Annotated in this window: 15 protein-coding genes; 7 read left to right on the top strand and 8 right to left on the bottom strand. The window is 73.6% G+C overall.

Features of this window, described 5'->3' with window-relative positions; translation table 11 throughout:
* Positions 1–122 precede the first annotated feature (122 nt).
* The 3 genes from ACFPL3_RS33140 to ACFPL3_RS33130 form a co-directional block, all read right to left on the bottom strand.
* Entirely contained in the window at positions 123–1,193 is a 1,071-nt protein-coding gene (locus tag ACFPL3_RS33140) for a DUF4037 domain-containing protein (RefSeq protein WP_343942761.1), read from the bottom strand.
* Positions 1,194–1,327: 134 nt separating this feature from the next.
* Positions 1,328–2,380, bottom strand: a complete 1,053-nt coding sequence (locus ACFPL3_RS33135) for a hemolysin family protein (protein ID WP_343942760.1) — start codon at positions 2,378–2,380, stop codon at positions 1,328–1,330.
* Positions 2,377–3,699, bottom strand: coding sequence for a hemolysin family protein (locus ACFPL3_RS33130; protein WP_343942759.1), 1,323 nt, complete (start codon positions 3,697–3,699; stop codon positions 2,377–2,379). The genes ACFPL3_RS33135 and ACFPL3_RS33130 overlap by 4 nt, the downstream gene beginning before the upstream one ends.
* Before the next feature lie 287 nt (positions 3,700–3,986).
* On the opposite strand from ACFPL3_RS33130, the gene coaA reads away from it, so the two are divergent.
* A complete protein-coding gene (gene coaA / locus ACFPL3_RS33125; RefSeq protein WP_343942777.1) occupies positions 3,987–4,940 on the top strand; it encodes a type I pantothenate kinase in 954 nt (317 codons plus the stop codon).
* Positions 4,941–4,975: 35 nt separating this feature from the next.
* Entirely contained in the window at positions 4,976–5,449 is a 474-nt protein-coding gene (locus ACFPL3_RS33120) for a MarR family winged helix-turn-helix transcriptional regulator (RefSeq protein ID WP_343942758.1), read from the top strand.
* A gap of 829 nt (positions 5,450–6,278) precedes the next feature.
* On the opposite strand, the gene ACFPL3_RS33115 is transcribed toward ACFPL3_RS33120, so the two are convergent.
* The 3 genes from ACFPL3_RS33115 to ACFPL3_RS33105 are packed head-to-tail and all read right to left on the bottom strand — an operon-like array spanning position 6,279 to position 9,116.
* Positions 6,279–7,076 carry a DUF427 domain-containing protein gene (locus tag ACFPL3_RS33115; protein ID WP_343942757.1) on the bottom strand — a complete coding sequence of 266 codons (798 nt, stop codon included), beginning with the start codon at positions 7,074–7,076 and terminating at the stop codon, positions 6,279–6,281.
* A gap of 49 nt (positions 7,077–7,125) precedes the next feature.
* Entirely contained in the window at positions 7,126–8,595 is a 1,470-nt protein-coding gene (locus ACFPL3_RS33110) for an amidase (protein WP_343942756.1), read from the bottom strand.
* On the bottom strand, positions 8,592–9,116 hold the full coding sequence (locus ACFPL3_RS33105; RefSeq protein ID WP_343942755.1) for an NUDIX domain-containing protein: 525 nt from the start codon (positions 9,114–9,116) through the stop codon (positions 8,592–8,594). Before ACFPL3_RS33105 ends, ACFPL3_RS33110 begins: the two co-directional genes overlap by 4 nt.
* 119 nt (positions 9,117–9,235) lie before the next feature.
* Here ACFPL3_RS33105 and dop point away from each other — a divergent pair, with 119 nt between their 5' ends.
* From dop to ACFPL3_RS33080, 5 genes are all read left to right on the top strand, one after another.
* A complete protein-coding gene (dop, locus tag ACFPL3_RS33100) occupies positions 9,236–10,735 on the top strand; it encodes a depupylase/deamidase Dop (RefSeq protein ID WP_343942776.1) in 1,500 nt (499 codons plus the stop codon).
* Positions 10,736–10,842: 107 nt separating this feature from the next.
* Positions 10,843–11,040: a ubiquitin-like protein Pup gene (locus ACFPL3_RS33095; RefSeq protein WP_141276402.1), complete on the top strand. Its 198-nt coding sequence runs from the start codon at positions 10,843–10,845 to the stop codon at positions 11,038–11,040.
* Between the two features lie 60 nt (positions 11,041–11,100).
* Complete coding sequence (gene prcB / locus ACFPL3_RS33090) at positions 11,101–11,970, top strand: proteasome subunit beta (protein ID WP_343942754.1); 870 nt, start codon at positions 11,101–11,103, stop codon at positions 11,968–11,970.
* A gap of 52 nt (positions 11,971–12,022) precedes the next feature.
* Positions 12,023–12,817, top strand: coding sequence for a proteasome subunit alpha (prcA, locus tag ACFPL3_RS33085; protein WP_343942753.1), 795 nt, complete (start codon positions 12,023–12,025; stop codon positions 12,815–12,817).
* A gap of 33 nt (positions 12,818–12,850) precedes the next feature.
* A complete protein-coding gene (locus tag ACFPL3_RS33080; RefSeq protein ID WP_343942752.1) occupies positions 12,851–13,225 on the top strand; it encodes a VOC family protein in 375 nt (124 codons plus the stop codon).
* On the opposite strand, the gene ACFPL3_RS33075 is transcribed toward ACFPL3_RS33080, so the two are convergent.
* Both ACFPL3_RS33075 and ACFPL3_RS33070 read right to left on the bottom strand, forming a co-directional pair.
* Positions 13,203–14,654, bottom strand: coding sequence for a serine hydrolase domain-containing protein (locus ACFPL3_RS33075; protein WP_343942751.1), 1,452 nt, complete (start codon positions 14,652–14,654; stop codon positions 13,203–13,205). The genes ACFPL3_RS33080 and ACFPL3_RS33075 overlap by 23 nt on opposite strands.
* Before the next feature lie 11 nt (positions 14,655–14,665).
* Positions 14,666–16,213, bottom strand: coding sequence for a bifunctional phosphatase PAP2/diacylglycerol kinase family protein (locus ACFPL3_RS33070; protein ID WP_379590087.1), 1,548 nt, complete (start codon positions 16,211–16,213; stop codon positions 14,666–14,668).
* Positions 16,214–16,256 lie beyond the last annotated feature (43 nt).

The following is a 16,256-nucleotide window of genomic DNA, read 5'->3' as shown; positions in this document are numbered from 1 at the left end:
CCCACCCGTCCAGGAGGGAGAGGGCGGAATCCGGTGCGCTGATACGCACGATCGCGATCAATCTGTCAACGAATCATTGACGCCATCCGATCGCCAACCGATCGATGACACTGCACCAGAACTCAGGCGGGGCAGAGGGCCGCGAGCGCCACCGCGCGCCTGCGGGCCGGGTCGGTGAGCAGATCGGTGTGGTCGGCGTACTGGTCGAGCGCGCCGACGCGGGGGAGCGCGGCGATCTCGGCGTCGGTGACGGCGGCGAGGAGGGCGTCGACGACGCGGTCGGCCGCGAGCACCTCGAACGGGCGGCTGAAGTAGGGCCGGGTGCCGGGGTCGACCGGGGTGGTGAGGCCGGTGTCGTTCTGCACGGCGGCGAGGGTCGTGTACGCGGCCGCGAGGTGGCGTTCGCGGTCGCGCCAGGAGGTGGCGGCGAGCGCGCCCCGCAGGACGGGGTCGAGGGCAGTGGCCACGGGGAGCGTGGCGAAGGCGCTGCCCAGCCACTTGGAGTAGGGCGGGTAGCGCCGGTGCAGCAGCAGTGCCAGCCGCACGAGGTCACGGACGAGGCGGGCGGCGACGACGGCCGAGCCGAGCTCGTCGCCGACCTCGCCCGCGCGGCCGACGAACGCCTCCTCCTGCGCGATGCGCCGCCACTGGCAGGCCAGCACGTAGCGCCAGACGTCGGGCGGGTACCAGGCGAGGTGCGCGCGCAGCGGCTCGAGCTCGCCGAGGCCGTCGTGGAAGACGGCGCCTGCGGTGACCTCGGCGAGGCTCTGAGTTGGCAGGGTGAGCCAGTCGAGGGGGCGCAGGCCCGCGCGGGGATCGACGCCGAGCCGGCTGGTCCACCACTGCCCGACGGTGCCGAGGTCGACGCGGTGGCGCACCGGCCCGTCGGTGGAGGTCATGCGCCCGATGTGGTCGCCCTCGACGGACTCGAAGTGCGTGGGGAAGCCGCGGAAGGTGCGTGGGAGCCGCTCGGCGAGACGGCGGTGCAGCTCGGGGACGCGGCCGGCCGCATCGGGCGGGACGAAGACCTCCAGCCGCGGCCCCCACTCGTGGTCGGCCGAGCGGGGCGTGTCGAAGCCGAGCACCTCGGAGCCCGCGCCGATGCGGGCGGCGGAGTGCGGGACGTCGTCCAGGAGCGGGCGGACGGCCTCGGTGTAGAAGGCGCGGGAGAGCTGCAGTCCAGGGAGGAACACAGCACGCATCGTCGCGGTCCAGGGCGATCACGGCACCTCCATTCACTGTCAACGAATCATTGACGCCCACAGATCGTCAATCACAGATTGACGATCTCGCACGGCGACGACCGCCGGGACAGGGGAGTGCTGCGTCAGCCGCGCTGCTCGCGGGCGTGGGTGGCGTCGCGGACCTCGCCGACGTACCGCTCGACGAGGTCCTCCATCGCCACGAGCCCCGCGGTCTCACCGTCCGCCCCGACGACCCGCCCGAGGTGGGCGCGGGCGCGACGCAGAACGGCGAGCGCTTCGTCCAGCCGCATGTCCACCGGCACCTCGGGCAACGTGCGCACGCGACCGTCCGGCACGGCGGCGCCCGGGTCCTCGAGCAGGTCGAGGATGTCCTTGACGTGCAGGTACCCCGCGAGACCGCCGCTCGCCGCCCGGACCGGGAACCGGGAGAACCCGGTGTCGGCCACGGCGCGCGCGACGTCGTCGACGGTGGGTCCGGCCGGGAGCATCACGGCCTCGGAGACGGGCACGAGCACGTCGGCCACGGTGGTCTCGGCCGAGCGGAGGGTGCGGGTGAGCCGGCGGGACTCGTCGTCGTCGAGCAGGCCCTCGCGGCCGGACTCGGCGATGAGGTCGGCGAGCTCGCCGGAGGTGAACGACGCCTCCAGCTCGTCGCGCGGCTCCACCCCCAACAGCCGCAGCACGCCGTTGGCGGTGATGTTGAACAGCTCGATCAGCGGCCGCATCACCGTGGTGAACACCAGGAACGGCGGGACCAGCAGGATCGCGGTGCGTTCCGGCCCGGCGATGGCGATGTTCTTGGGCACCATCTCGCCGAGCAGGATGTGCGCGACGACCACGATCGCGAGGGAGATCGTGAAGGCGATCGGGTGCAGCAGGGCCTCGGGGATGCCGAGCCACCCCATCGGCTGTTCCACGAGGTGGGCCACCGCGGGCTCGCCGAGGCGGCCGAGCAGCAGGGAGCTGATGGTGATGCCCAGCTGGGACGCCGCGAGCATCCGGGACAGGTCGGCGTGGGCGCGCAGCACGGTGGCCGCGGCCCCGGTGCCGGCGTCAGCGAGCGCCTCGAGCCGGTCGCGGCGGGCGGAGATCAGCGAGAACTCGGCGCCGACGAAGAACGCGTTGGCGCCCAGCAGCGCGACGGCGGCGAGCAGGGCCAGCAGGTCCGAGGTCACGACTGCTCCTCGGAGCCGGGGCGGGCCAGCCGCAGCTCGGCCACCCGGTTGCGGTCGCGGCGCACCACGGTGAGCCGCCACCCGTCGACCGTGACCTCGTCACCGACGTCGGGGATCCGCCCGAGCCGGGTGACCACGAGGCCGGCGAGCGTCTCGTAGGTGCCATCAGGCATCGGGAACCCGGTGGCCTCGGCCACCTCGTCGCCGCGCAGCAGCCCCGACACCAGCCAGCTGCCGCGGCCGAGCGGGCGGACCGTGGCCTGCTCGGCGCGGTCGTGCTCGTCGCGGACGTCGCCGACGATCTCCTCGACGAGGTCCTCGAGCGTGACGATGCCCGCCGTGCCCCCGTACTCGTCGACCACCACGGCGAGCTGCAGACCCGAGCTGCGCAACCGCGTGAGCAGCTCGTCGCCGTCGAGCGACTCGGGCACGGTGGGCACCTCCTGCACCAGCTCGCCGACGTGGACGCAGTTCCTGCGCTCGGGCTCGATGCCAAAAGCCTGCTTCACGTGCACCACGCCGAGCACCGAGTCCGGGTCGCTGTTGTGCACCGGGAACCGGGAGATGCCGGTGCGGCGGGCCAGCGCCACCATGTCGGCGACGGTGGCGTCGGAGGCGAGCGACTCCACCCGCACCCGGGGCGTCATGAGGTCCTCCGCCACCCGGTCGGTGAACCGCAGCGACCGGTCGAGCAGCGTGGCCGTGCCCGCGTCGAGCGTGCCGTGCTGCGCGCTGCTGCGCACCAGCGAGCTGAGCTCACGGGCCGACCGCGCCGACCGCAGCTCCTCTGCGGGCTCGACGCCGAGCCTGCGCACCACCGAGTTGGCGGCGGTGTTCAGCCCGTTGATCAACCACCGGAAGGCGTGGGCGAACCCGCTCTGCAGCCAGACCACGGCGCGGGCGGTGCGCAGCGGGTCGGCGATCGCGAGGTTCTTCGGCACGAGCTCGCCGAACACCATCGACAGGGCCGTGGCGAGCAGCAGCGACAGCACGGTGGCCGTGCCCCCGGCGAGCCCGGGGGACAGGCCGATGGCCTCCAGGCCGGGGCGGAACAGGGTGGCGATGGCGGGCTCGGCGATGTACCCGGTGACCAGCGTGGTGGCCGTGATGCCGAGCTGGCTGCCCGACAGCTGGAACGACAGGTTGCGGTGCGCCCGCTGCACCGCCCGGGCGCGCCGGTCGCCCACCTCGGCGACGTGGGCGTCCACCTGGCTGCGTTCCAGCGCCGTGAGCGCGAACTCGGACGCCACGGAGATGGCGGTGCCGAGCGTGAGCGCCGCGACGGCGAGCAACCCGAGAACGGAGAACAGGACGGTCATGCACGACCTCGGCGGGGAACACCCGGGGGGTGCGCAGGGCAGATGAGAGAGCGCCGGGTGGGACCCGGCCGACTACTGCAGCCCGGTTCGGTGGGCACGACGTGTTCCTCCTGGAGCGGAGGCCCCAGTGTATGGCCGGACGCACGTGGCTTCTCGCGGGAGTCGCGCCGGTCACGATGAGGGGCGATCCGGCCGCCCGGGATCTAGCGTGACCGGTCATGAGCGGCATTCGCACCGGTGCGCTGCCCGACACCGCGCTGCCCGACGCGTGGGCCCCACCGGCCGACATGTGGGACCCCACGTCGGAGGACGCCTCGCCGTTCGTCGACTTCGACCGGGAGTCGTGGGCGCGTCTGGGGGCCAACACCCCCCTCCCGCTCACCGCGCAGGAACTGGACCAGGTCCGCAGCCTCGGCGACGAGGTCGACCTCGACGAGGTCCGCGAGGTCTACCTCCCGCTGTCGCGGCTGCTCACCCTGCACGTGCAGGAGGGTGGGCGGCTCTACCGCGCCTACCGCACGTTCCTCGGCGCCACCACCGCGCGCACCCCGTTCGTGATCGGAATCGGTGGCTCGGTGTCGGTGGGCAAGTCGACCACCGCGCGCCTCATGCGGCTGCTGCTCGCCCGCTGGCCCCAGCACCCGCGGGTCGCGCTCGTCACCACCGACGGGTTCCTGCACCCCAACGCCGAGCTGGAACGGCGCGGGCTGATGGGCCGCAAGGGCTTCCCGGAGTCCTACGACCGGCGGGCGCTGCTGCGGTTCGTCACCGACGTGAAGGCGGGCCGGGCCGAGGTGTCGGCGCCGGTGTACTCCCACCTGACCTACGACATCGTGCCCGGGGCGCGCTCCACCGTGCACCGCCCCGACATCCTCCTGCTCGAGGGCCTCAACGTGCTGCAGCCCGCCCAGCCCTCCCGCGAGGGCGGACCGGCGCTCGCGGTGAGCGACTTCATCGACTTCTCGGTGTACGTCGACGCCGCCACCGAGGACATCCGCCGCTGGTACGTCGAGCGGTTCCTGCGGCTGCGCGAGACCGCCTTCCGCGACCCCGAGTCGTACTTCCGCCGCTACGCCGCGCTCGACGAGGCCGGCGCGATCGCCCGCGCGGAGAGCATCTGGGAGGAGATCAACGGCCCGAACCTGGAGCGCAACATCCTCCCGACCCGCGGGCGCGCCACCCTCGTGCTGCGCAAGGGCCCCAAGCACGACGTCACCGGGATCCGCCTGCGCAAGGTGTGAGCACGCGCCCCGACGGCACCTGGCACCATGTGCCGATGACGACCGGGTCCGTGGCCCCCGACGACGTGGACACCGCTGTGGCGACCGAGGAGCAGACCGCGCTCGCAGCCCGGCTGCGGCTGGTGGTCGGGCGCCTGCACCGCCGCATCCGCATCGACGGTCGGGAGTCGATACCGCCGCTGCAGCTGTCCGCACTGGTCACCGTCGAGGAACACGGGCCGTTGCGCCTGTCCGAGCTCGCCCGCCGCGAGGCCGTCACCGCGCCCACGATGAGCCGCGTGCTCGCCTCGCTCGACGAGCAGGGCCTGGTGATCCGCACCCCCGACCCGAACGACGCCCGCGGTGTGCAGATCGTGCTCTCGGACGCCGGGGCCGAGGTGCTGCGGGAGGTCCGCAGCCACCGCACGGCGCTCGTGGCCCGGCGGCTCGCCCGCCTCGACGCGGAGGAGCGCCGGCGGATCGTCGACGCCCTCCCGGCCCTCGAAGCGCTCCTGGTGGACGACGACTGACGCCGCCCGTCCGCGGTGATCGGTCCGAGACGCACACCAGTGCAGTCAGCGCCACCGTGAAGTGCTGCTCATCTGTGGTGATCAGCCCGACCCGTGCATCAGAGCTGTCGACACAACCATGACGTACGGCTCGCGCCGGCGGGTGCGCGTGGGCGGGTGATCAGCAGGTCGCGAGGTCCGGGCGGGCCGCGCTGGTGTGCCGGCCGGCCCGGCGTCCGACGTGGTCCTGAGGACGGGCTGCGTCCCGCGGAACGCTCCCGAGAAGCACACCCGTGCGCCCGACACCACCCTCAGGTGCTGCTCACTCGCGTTGGCCAGCTCGAGCCGCACACCACGGCTCTCGCGCGACCATGATGTGCGACTCGCACCCCCCATGCCTCCGGGCGGCGCGGGAAGGCCGCGCTGATGTGCTGATGATGCGGCTGCCCGAGCCGGCCCGGGGTGCTGCTCGACGTCGCTGAGGCGTCAACGGGGCTCCCACGCACGCGCTCCTGCAGCCAGGAGCACACCAGCGTTGTCAGCCGCGACCCTGACGTGCTGCTCATTCGCGATGAACAGCCCGAGTCGCACATCAAAGCTCGTGCGCGACCACGGTGTGCGGCTCGGACCGACCTCGCCTTCCGGGGGCGGCCGCGAGGCCCGCGCTGGTGTGCTGGTGATCAGCCTTGGGGCGAGCTGAGTCACCGATGACCCGCGCCCGGGCGCCGAGCAGCACGCCAGCGCGGCGGCACGACCCTGGCGTGCTGCTCATTCGTGACGATCAGCCCGAGCCGTACGCCACTGCTCTCGGCACGACCGAGGTGTGCGGCTCGCCCCGAGCGCGCGCCCGCTACGCCGGCTCCCCGTCGACCAGGGTCGTGAGGTCGTCGTGCAGGAAGCTGAGGCGGCCGGCGATCCGCAGGGATTCCGGGAGCGGATCCGGGTAGGCCCATGCCGCGTCGGTGAGCTCCCGGCCGTCCGGGAGTTGGACGGACCAGTAGCTCGCCTCGCCCTTGTACGGGCAGCGGGTGCGGGTGGCGGTGGGGTGCAGGGGCACCCGGACGTCCTCGCGGGTGAGGTACCAGCGCGCCGGGAGGCCGGTCTCGTTCAGCACGAGCGGGTTGTGGGACTCCGCGACCACGGTGTCACCGGCGAGCACCTGCACGTGCCGGCTGGTGGGCCGCACGTCCACGCGGGTGTACGGGTCGGTGAGGTGTGCGAACACCTGCTCGTCCTCGTCGAACCACGCGTCGGCCGCCTCCCAGTACAGCGATGCGTACCCGGCCAGCCACTTCGCGTCCGGGAGCGGGTCGGGGTAGGCCCAGAGCGCGTCGGCCACCTCGCGGTCGCCGACGCGGAGGGTGCGGTAGGTGGCGTCGCCCTTGAACGGGCAGTGCGTGGTGTGGTCGCTGGGCACGAACAGGGACTGGTCGATGTCCTCCTCGGGCACGTACAGGCGCGGAAGGAGCGCGGTCTCGTGGACGAGCACGCCTGCGCGGGTGTCGAGCACGGTGCGGCCGGCGAACTCGGCGCGCACGCGGCGCGGGAACGGGTGCATGAGCAGCTTGTGGGCGGGGCCGTCGATCCGGTAGTTGACGGTGGCGGGCGCGGCCGCGGACAGCGGGCCGTCGGCGCGGGTGAGAGCCATGCCACTCCCAACGCCGCGCCGGCTCCCGCATTCCGGGCCGCGTCGGCGGCTACCGGTCCAGCGGCGGCGGGGTGAACCCGCCGAACTCGCGTTCCACCAGCTCCGCGAAGCGGATGGTGGTGCGGTCGCCCCACATCGGGCCGATGGCCTGCACGCCGATCGGGAGGCCGTCCTCGGAGCTGCCGACGGGCAGCGCGGTGGCCGGGAGGCCGGGCAGCGTGGCCACGCCCGCGTGCACGAGTTGGTCGAGGTAGTCGTGGGCGGTGCCGTCGATGTCGATGCGGCGCGACTGCACGGGGCCGTGGTCGTGCGGGAAGGCCGGCGTGGGCATCACGGGGTGGATCACGACGTCGAACTCGGTGAACAGCTCGCTCCAGCGGTGGCGCAGCACGTGGCGCGCCTTGTCGGCGGCGAACCAGTCGCGGTGGCTGAGCGCCGTGCCGCGGGCGCGTTCGGCGGCGAGGCTCCGGTCGCCGGGATCCAGCTGCGCCGCGGCTGCCCGCGCGTGCTCGTAGACCGCCTCTGGGTAGTTGGCGCCGAGCGTGGACAGGAGCAGGCGCATGTAGGTGCGGGCTGCCTCGGCCTGGTCGGGCAGCAGCGGGCTCTCCCGTTCCACCCGGGCGCCCGCCTTGGCGAGCCGTTCGGCGAACGCCTCGATCGCGGCGCGCACAGCGGCCGACGTGGGCATCAGCGGGTGGGTGTCGAGGACGAGCACGCGGTGGTCGGCGAGGTCGGTGTGCCGGGGTGCGGGGAGCTCGAGGCGGTAGGCCACGCCGCTGCCGCGCTCGTCGGGGCCTGCGAGGACGTCGAGCAGGAGCGCGAGGTCGGCTGCCGACCGGGCCATGGGGCCGGTCACCGCGAGGTCGTCGCTCTCGATGGGCAGCACGGGGAGTCCGGGCGGGGTGTGGCCGCGGTGTGGCAGCAGGCCGAGCGTGGGCTTGTGCGCGTGGACGCCGCAGTAGTGGGCGGGGTTGCGCAGGGAGCCGCCGATGTCGGAGCCGATGGAGAGCGCGCCGTAGCCCGCGGCGAGGGCCGCGGCGGACCCGCCGGACGAGCCGCCCGGGGTGCGCGTCGGGTCCCACGGGTTGACGGTGGTGCCGTAGACGTCGTTGTAGTTCTGGAAGTCGCCCAGGGCGAGCGGCACGTTCGTCTTCCCCAGCACGACGGCGCCCGCCGCCTTCACCCGCTGGACGGCCAGTGCGTCCTCGTCCGGGACGAAGCCGGCGTGCTCCGGCCAGCCCCACGTGGTGGGCAGGCCGGCCACGTGGAACGACTCCTTGACCGTGATCGGCACGCCGAGCAGCGGTGCGGTGTGCCCCTGCGCGCGGGCGGCGTCGGCGGCGCGCGCGGCCTCGAGCGCCCGGTCGAAGTCGCGCACGCACATCGCGTTGATCGTGGCGTCGTGCCGCTCGATCCGGCCGATGGCGGCTTGCGCGAGCTCCACCGCCGACACCGTGCGTGCCTCCAGTGCGTCGACCAGCTCTCCGGCGCTGCCGTACGCGAGCTCGGACTCGTTCACTCTCCCGTTCCCCCTCGTCTCGTGAACCAGCGTTCGATCGCCATCCTGCCGTCCGGGGTGAACGGGCGGTCCGGGTTCTCGAGAACCTCCCGCAGTTGCGGCAGCGTCACCCAGTCGCCCCACACGACCTCCTCGGGCTGGTGGCGCAGCGGCCCGTCCCAGCGCACCTCGTAGAGGAACACGTGGTAGCGCACGGATCCGTCGTCGTAGGCGAAGCGGTCGATCGGGGTCGGTGCGACCCCGCGCACGCCCAACTCCTCCTCGAGCTCGCGGGCCGCGGCGGCGTCGGGCGTCTCGCCGGGCCCGAGCACGCCGCCGGCCCAGCAGTCGTAGCACCCCGGGAAGATCAGCTTGTCGGGGGAACGGCGGTGCAGGTAGACGCGCTCGCCGTCCCCGCTGCGCACCAGCACACCGGTGCTCGCGTGCCACAGCCCGTCCCGGTAGACGACGCCGCGCGGCGCCACCCCGATCTCGTTGCCGGCCGCGTCGTAGCGGGCGACCGGTTCGTCGGCGTCCTGCACGGGCACATCATCGCGGGTGCACGGGTCGTCCACCCGACACTGCCACCGTTCTCCGACGGCTAGGCTCGGGGCATGAGTCCGCACGTCGTCGAGGCCGTCTCGTGACCGCCCGCCGCATCATGGGCACGGAGGTCGAGTACGGGATCTCGGTCCCGGGCGACCCCACCGCGAACCCCGTGATCACCTCCACGCAGGTGGTGCTCGCCTACGCGGCGGCCGCCGACATCCCGCGTTCCCGGCGGGCCCGCTGGGACTACGAGGTGGAGTCGCCGCTGCGGGACGCCCGCGGCTTCGACCTGTCGGCGCCCACGATGCACAACCCGGCCGAGTCCGAACTGGACGACCTGGGCGCCGCCAACGTCATCCTCACCAACGGGGCCAGGCTCTACGTCGACCACGCCCACCCGGAGTTCTCCACGCCGGAGGTCACCACCCCGCGTGACGTGGTGATCTGGGACAAGGCGGGGGAGCGGGTGATGGAGGAGGCCGCGGAGCGGGCCGCCACCGTGCCCGGGGCGCCGCGCATCCAGCTGTACAAGAACAACGTCGACGGCAAGGGTGCGAGCTACGGCTCGCACGAGAACTACCTGATGTCGCGCCAGACCACGTTCCCGTCGATCGTGGCCGGGCTGGTGCCGTTCTTCGTCACGCGCCAGGTCATCTGCGGTGCGGGGCGGGTCGGGCTGGGGGCCACCGGCGACGAGGCCGGCTACCAGATCGCCCAGCGCAGCGACTACATCGAGGTCGAGGTCGGGCTGGAGACCACGCTCAAGCGCGGCATCATCAACACCCGCGACGAGCCGCACGCCGACGCCGACAAGTACCGCAGGCTGCACGTCATCATCGGCGACGCCAACATGAGCGAGTACTCCACTCTGCTCAAGACGGGCACCACGGCGCTCGTTCTGGACATGATCGAGTCCGGGGTGCGGTTCGACGAGCTGCGCCTCGCGGAGCCGGTGCGCTCGGTGCACCGCATCAGCCACGACCCCTCGCTCAAGACGCTGGTGGAGCTCACCGACGGGCGGAAGCTGACCGCCCTCGACGTGCAGCGCGCCTACTTCGAGAAGGCGCGCAAGCACGTCGAGAACACCATGGGCGCCGACGTCGACGAGGCCACCGCCGAGGTGCTCACGCTGTGGGGCGAGGTCCTCGACGACCTCGCGCGCGACCCGATGAGCACGGCCGACCGGCTCGACTGGACCGCGAAGCTGCGGCTGCTCGAGGGCTACCGCGAGCGCGACGGGCTGAACTGGAACTCCGGTCGCCTCGCGCTGGTCGACCTGCAGTACAGCGACGTGCGCCTGGCCAAGGGCCTGTACAACCGGCTCGTCACCCGCGGGTCGCTGAAGCGGCTGGTGTCCGAGGACGACGTGGTGGCGGCGATGCACCGGCCGCCGGACGACACCCGGGCCTACTTCCGCGGGCGCTGCCTGGAGCGCTACCCGTCCGAGGTGGCGGCCGCGTCGTGGGACTCGGTCATCTTCGACCTGGGCCGCGAGTCGCTGGTGCGGATCCCCACGCTGGAGCCCCTGCGGGGCACCCGCCGCCACGTCGGGGAGCTGCTTGATCGATCCCGCACCGCCGAGGAGCTCGTGGAGGAGCTCACCCGCGGCTGAGTGCGGCACGACGGTGACGCGCCCACCGGCCCGGCCACAATCCCGGGCGTGTCGCCGATCTGCTGGGTAGTGTTCACCTACACCCATCAGGGCGCGAGGAGGATCGCATGTCTCAGGAGCAGACCAAGCGCCAGGGCGGTGGCGGAGGCGACGACGACGAGGGCGCCGACGCCGCTGCGGCAGGCCAGGAGCGGCGTGAGAAGCTCGGCGAGGACGTGGACACGATCCTCGACGAGATCGACGACGTGCTCGAGGAGAACGCCGAGGACTTCGTCCGGGCCTACGTGCAGAAGGGCGGCGAGTAGCCGCACCCTGCGCCCAGGCACCCCCACCCGCACGCACCGGAGAGAGGCCTTCACCCGACCATGACGTTCCCCGAGCGTCCGCCCCTGGGCGTGCCTACCGGCCTGGGCGCGTACCTCGCCCCCGGCGCCACGTCGTTCACCGACTTCGTCGCCGCCACCGCGCCCCACCTGTTGCCCGGCCGGGTGCCGCCGGGCGCTCAGGCGGCGGCACCGGCGTCGGCGGGCGGTCTCGACGTGCCGCACGGCACCACGATCGTCGCGCTCACGTTCTCCGAGGGCGTGGTGATCGCCGGTGACCGGCGGGCCACCCAGGGCAACGTGATCGCGCAGCGCGACATCGAGAAGGTGTTCATCACCGACTCGTACTCGGCGGTCGGGTTCGCCGGCACGGCGGGCAACGGCCTGCAGATGGTGCGCCTGTACTCGGTCGACCTGGAGCACTACGAGAAGACCGAGGGCGTGCCGCTGTCGCTGGACGGCAAGGCCAACAAGCTCGCGGGGATGGTCCAGGCCAACCTCGCCGCGGCCATGCAGGGGTTCGTGGTGATCCCGATCCTCGTCGGCTACGACACCGACGCCGAGCCGGCGAAGGCGGGCCGCATCGTCACCTACGACGCCGCGGGCGGCCGCTACGACGAGCTGCTGGGCTACCACGCGATCGGCTCGGGCTCGGTGTTCGCGAAGTCGGCGCTGAAGAAGCGCCACGACCCGGGCGCCGACCTCCCCGGGGCCGTGCGCACCGCCGTGGAGGCGCTCTACGACGCCGCCGACGACGACACGGCCACCGGCGGCCCCGACCTCACGCGGCGGATCTTCCCCGTGGTCGTCAGCATCACCGGCGCGGACGGTGCCGTGCGCCGGCCCGAGGAGGAGATCGAGGCGGTCGTGCGTGACGTGGTCGCGGCCCGCACCGAGAACCCCGGCGGATGACCGACGTCGGCCCCGTGACCCGCTCCCCCTCCACCCACCAGGAGTTCCTCCCGTGACGATGCCGTTCTACTCGTCGGTCGACCAGCTCCTGCGCGACCGCTCGGAGCTGGCGCGCAAGGGCATCGCCCGCGGCCGCAGCGTCGTCGTGCTCACCTACACCGGCGGCGTGCTGTTCGTCGCGGAGAACCGCTCCACGGCGCTGCACAAGGTCTCGGAGATCTACGACCGCATCGGGTTCGCCGCGGTGGGCCGCTACAACGAGTTCGACAACCTGCGCACCGCGGGCATCCGGCACGCCGACCTGCGCGGCTACACCTACGACCGCCGCGACGTCACCGGGCGCGGGCTCGCCAACGGCTACGCCCAGCTGCTGGGCACCTCGTTCGTGGAGCAGCAGAAGCCCTACGAGGTGGAGCTGTGCCTGGCCGAGGTCGGCACCGACCCGGGCACCGACCAGCTGTACCGCATCACCTACGACGGCTCCATCACCGACGAGCCGCAGTTCGTGGTGATGGGCGGCACCACCGAGCCGATCAGCGCCAAGCTCAAGGAGACCTACCGCAGCGGGCTCGAGCTGGGCGAGGCCATCGCGATCGCCGTGGAGGCGCTGCAGTCGGGCACCGCGTCCAACGGGGGTGCCCACGAGGTGCTCGGGGTGGGCGCGCTGGAGGTGGCGGTGCTCGACCGCAACCGGCCGCGCCGCACCTTCCGCCGCATCACCGGCACCGTGCTGCGCGACCTGCTCCCGGAGGCCAACCGGGCCGTGAGCGGTGGGCCGCGGGAGGAGAAGGGCGGCGACGACGCCCCGGCCGGCAGCGGCGCGGTGAACGGCGAATCCGGCTCTTGACCTGAAGCGGGCTCGAGGTTCCATGCTGGGCGCATGTCCGTCGAGCTGAACCACACCATCGTCTCCACCCACGACAAGCAGGCCGAGGCCCGGTTCGTCGCCGACGTGCTCGGCCTGCCCGAGCCGGGGACCTTCGGCCCGTTCGCGGTGGTCGAGCTGGCCAACGGGGTGAGCCTCGACTTCCTCGAGGTCGAGGGGGAGGTGGCCGCGCAGCACTACGCGTTCCTGATCAGCGAGGCCGAGTTCGACGCCGTCGCGGCGCGGCTGCGCGAGCGCGGGCTGCCGACCTGGGCCGATCCCGGGCGGCGCACGCCCGGCTTCAACACCAACGACGGCGGTCGCGGGCTCTACTTCGACTCGCCGGAGGGGCACAACCTCGAGGTGCTCACCGTGCCGTACGGGGGCTGACACGCACGAGCGCGCGCAGACGGGCGGCCGCCACCACCAGCCCGCATGCCGCCACCACCTCCGCGGCGACGAGCGCCGTCAGCCAGACCTCGGCGAGGTCGGCGAACGTGCCACCACCGACGAGCGGAGCAGCGAGGCGCGGCAGGAACGCCAGCAGCACCAGCGGGAGCAGGTACGGCAGGAGCCGCAGCAGCGGTGGCGTGAGCCCGCCGCCCGCGAACCTGCGCGCCCACCTCCCGGACCGCAGCAGCGCCACGGCGGCCACGAGCATCGCGGTCATCGCGACCGCCACGAGGAGCAGCTCGGCGAGGAACGCGATCGGCGGGCCCGGTGCGGCGGGCGTGTCGCCCCGGGTGAGGGCCACCAGGTCGGCGGCCAGGGCGTCGACCTCGCTCGGGCCGGCCCCGGTGCCGGCGTCGAGGGGCTCGCGGCTGTTGGCGAGCACCGCCACGCCGTAGCGGGTGTCGGGCAGGAGCACGAGCGTGGCCGACGACGTGGCCGTGCGCCCGCGCAACCACAGCTCGGGCGGGCCCGCGCCGCCGGAGCGGTCCTCCCACCCCAGCCGCTGCACCTCGCGCAGCCCGTCGCCCGCCAGCACGGTGCGCAGGCCGTACCCGGCGTTGAACCCCAGCCAGGTGGCCACGTCCTGCGCCGGGGCGACGATGCCGCCCGACCCGTTCACGAACCGGTCGGGCTCCTGCTGGGCACGGCTGAGGCCCAGGAACCGGTCGTGCCCGTCGACGAGGCCCGGCACCGGGTCGCGGGTGCCCGCGGTCGCGGCGGTGTCGAGCATGCCGGTCTGGAACAGCACGCGGTCGTGGAGGGACTCGGCGAACGGCCGCTTCGTGCGCACCTCCAGCAGCCGGGCGGCCACCTGGTAGCCGGCCTCGCTGCGCACGCGCCGCTCCCCGGGCTCCGCCACGAGCGTGACGTCGCGCAGCCCGGCGACGGCCTCCTCCAGCGACCTCGGCTCCCCGGCGGGGACGGTGGCGGGCAGGCCGGAGGTGTGGTCCAGCAGCTGGCGCACCGTGATCCGCGCGGACCGCGGGTCGGCCGTGGTGAACTCGGGCAGGTGCGCGACCACGGGATCGTCCAGCGGGACGAAGCCGGGCCCGGCGAGCTGCGCCAGCGCGGTGGCGGTGAACGACTCCGACGCCCCGCCGAGCCGCATCGGGGTGTTCTCGTCCACCGGCTCGCCGCCCGGGCCGTGCCCGTACCCGGCGACGTGCACCACCCGGCCGTCGTGCACCACGGCCACGGCCACCCCGGGCAGCCGGGTGGCCCCGACGCGTGCCTGCACGACCTCGGCCACCGTCGCGGCCGAGGGCTCGGCAGCGGTCTCGGGGACGGCGGCGACCGACACCGGCGCGGAAATCGAGATGGTCAGCGGCGCGATCACCAGTGCGATCAGCCCCGCGCTCCTCATCATCGCTGCGGTCCTCATCCCAGGTAGGGGCGGTCGCGGCCCCGCCAGTTGTCCTCGTGCCTGCGGTAGACCGGCACCGGCCGCTCGGCCACCCGGAAGGTGAAGCGCCCGGCCTCTTCGACGACCTCACCGTCGGTGGCGAGCATGCCCGGCACGGCCAGCTCGACGTCGAGCTCGCCGACCTCGCGCTGGTGGTAGACGCGGCTGTGGCCGAGCGCGCCCAGCACGAGCGCGGCCACCGCCCGCAGCCGGGAGAACCGGACGTCGGCGCGCAGCCACCGGACGTCGAGGAGACCGGAGTCCAGCGACGGCCGCCACGCGGGCACCATGCCGCGCGGGTGGTAGGGCCCGTTGCCCACGAACAGGAGCCAGACCGAGAGCCAGCGCCCGTCCACCCGGATCCGCACCGGCTCGGCGCGGCGCAGCACCACCACCAGCGCGGCGGCGAACGCGGGCCACTTCCCGAACCGGCCCTCCCACTTCTCCCGCAGCCGCACCAGGTCGGGGTAGGAGCCGAGGCTCGCGGTGTTGAGGAAGTAGCGCTGCCGCATCACCGCGGGGCTCTTCGGGTCGCCGCCGTGGCCCGGGTGGACGTCCACCACCCCCAGGTCGACGGCCACTGCCTCGCCGGCGCCGGTGGCGTCCACCGCCTCCTGCATGTCGTACACGCCCACGTCGCGGGCGAAGTGGTTGAGCGTGCCGGTGGGCACCACCACGAGCGGCAGGCCCCGCCGGCCCGCCACGGTGGCGGCCGCGGCCACCGACCCGTCACCGCCCGCGACGCCGATCGCACGCACCCACCCGTCGCGCTCGGCGACGGCGGCCTCGAGCTGGTCGTCGATGTCGACGTCGGGCTCGGAGCGCAGCACCACGGCCTTCGGCAGCGCCTTCTCCAAGTCGGCCGCCGGGTCGTAGCCCGGGTCGCCGGAGCGCTGGTTGGACACCAGCACCAGGCCCTCGCCGTCGGGCAGCGCGGGCACGGCGCCCAGCGGACGCGCCCGCGCCTCGTCGGAGCGCCGGACGGGCCACCAGCGGTGGGTGGCGAGCGCGATCGCGCTGCCGACCGCGGCGCCCGCCGCCACGTCGGAGGCCCAGTGCACGCCGACGTGCACCCGCGAGTAGGCCACCGACGCCGCCAGCGGCGCGAGGGACAACCCGAGCTTCGGGCTCTCCATCGCCACGGCCGTGGCGAACGCGGCAGCGGACGCGGCGTGCCCGGACGGGAAGGACGACGAGGTCGGCGGGTTGGACAGGGTCTGGTAGGCGGGCAGCTCGGCCGCGGGGGGACGCCGGCGCGGCAGCAGCGGTTTGAGCACGCCGTTGGCGGTGGCGCTCGCGGCGGCGATGGCCAGCACACCGCGCGCGGCACCCTTGCGGCCCGCGCCGCGGCGGGCCGCGAGCACGGCCGCGATGACGAACCACACGATGCTGTGGTTGGCGGTGGTCGAGGCCGTCTTCATCGCGGTGTCGAACGGGCTCGGCGCCAGCGCCGACACCCTGCGCGTCACGGCGCGATCGACGTCGACCGTCCTGTCGGCGGCGCGCAGGATCCACTGGAGCACGCGCCGACCCTACGCACCCGGCCCAGCCGTGGCCCCCGCAGGA

Origin of the sequence: Pseudonocardia zijingensis, assembly GCF_042657305.1 — a bacterium.
GTDB lineage: Bacteria > Actinomycetota > Actinomycetes > Mycobacteriales > Pseudonocardiaceae > Pseudonocardia > Pseudonocardia zijingensis.
This window is presented reverse-complemented; position numbering and strand designations above follow the sequence as displayed.

Excerpts from the sequence above, each read along its gene's own strand:
- ACFPL3_RS33120 (WP_343942758.1), top strand. The coding sequence starts at position 4,976 with ATGACGACCGGGTCCGTGGCCCCCGACGACGTGGACACCGCTGTGGCG.
- ACFPL3_RS33080 (WP_343942752.1), top strand. The coding sequence starts at position 12,851 with ATGTCCGTCGAGCTGAACCACACCATCGTCTCCACCCACGACAAGCAG.
- dop (WP_343942776.1), top strand. The coding sequence starts at position 9,236 with ATGGGCACGGAGGTCGAGTACGGGATCTCGGTCCCGGGCGACCCCACC.
- ACFPL3_RS33095 (WP_141276402.1), top strand. The coding sequence starts at position 10,843 with ATGTCTCAGGAGCAGACCAAGCGCCAGGGCGGTGGCGGAGGCGACGAC.
- ACFPL3_RS33115 (WP_343942757.1), bottom strand. The coding sequence starts at position 7,076 with ATGGCTCTCACCCGCGCCGACGGCCCGCTGTCCGCGGCCGCGCCCGCC.
- ACFPL3_RS33075 (WP_343942751.1), bottom strand. The coding sequence starts at position 14,654 with ATGATGAGGAGCGCGGGGCTGATCGCACTGGTGATCGCGCCGCTGACC.
- prcB (WP_343942754.1), top strand. The coding sequence starts at position 11,101 with ATGACGTTCCCCGAGCGTCCGCCCCTGGGCGTGCCTACCGGCCTGGGC.
- coaA (WP_343942777.1), top strand. The coding sequence starts at position 3,987 with ATGTGGGACCCCACGTCGGAGGACGCCTCGCCGTTCGTCGACTTCGAC.
- ACFPL3_RS33130 (WP_343942759.1), bottom strand. The coding sequence starts at position 3,699 with ATGACCGTCCTGTTCTCCGTTCTCGGGTTGCTCGCCGTCGCGGCGCTC.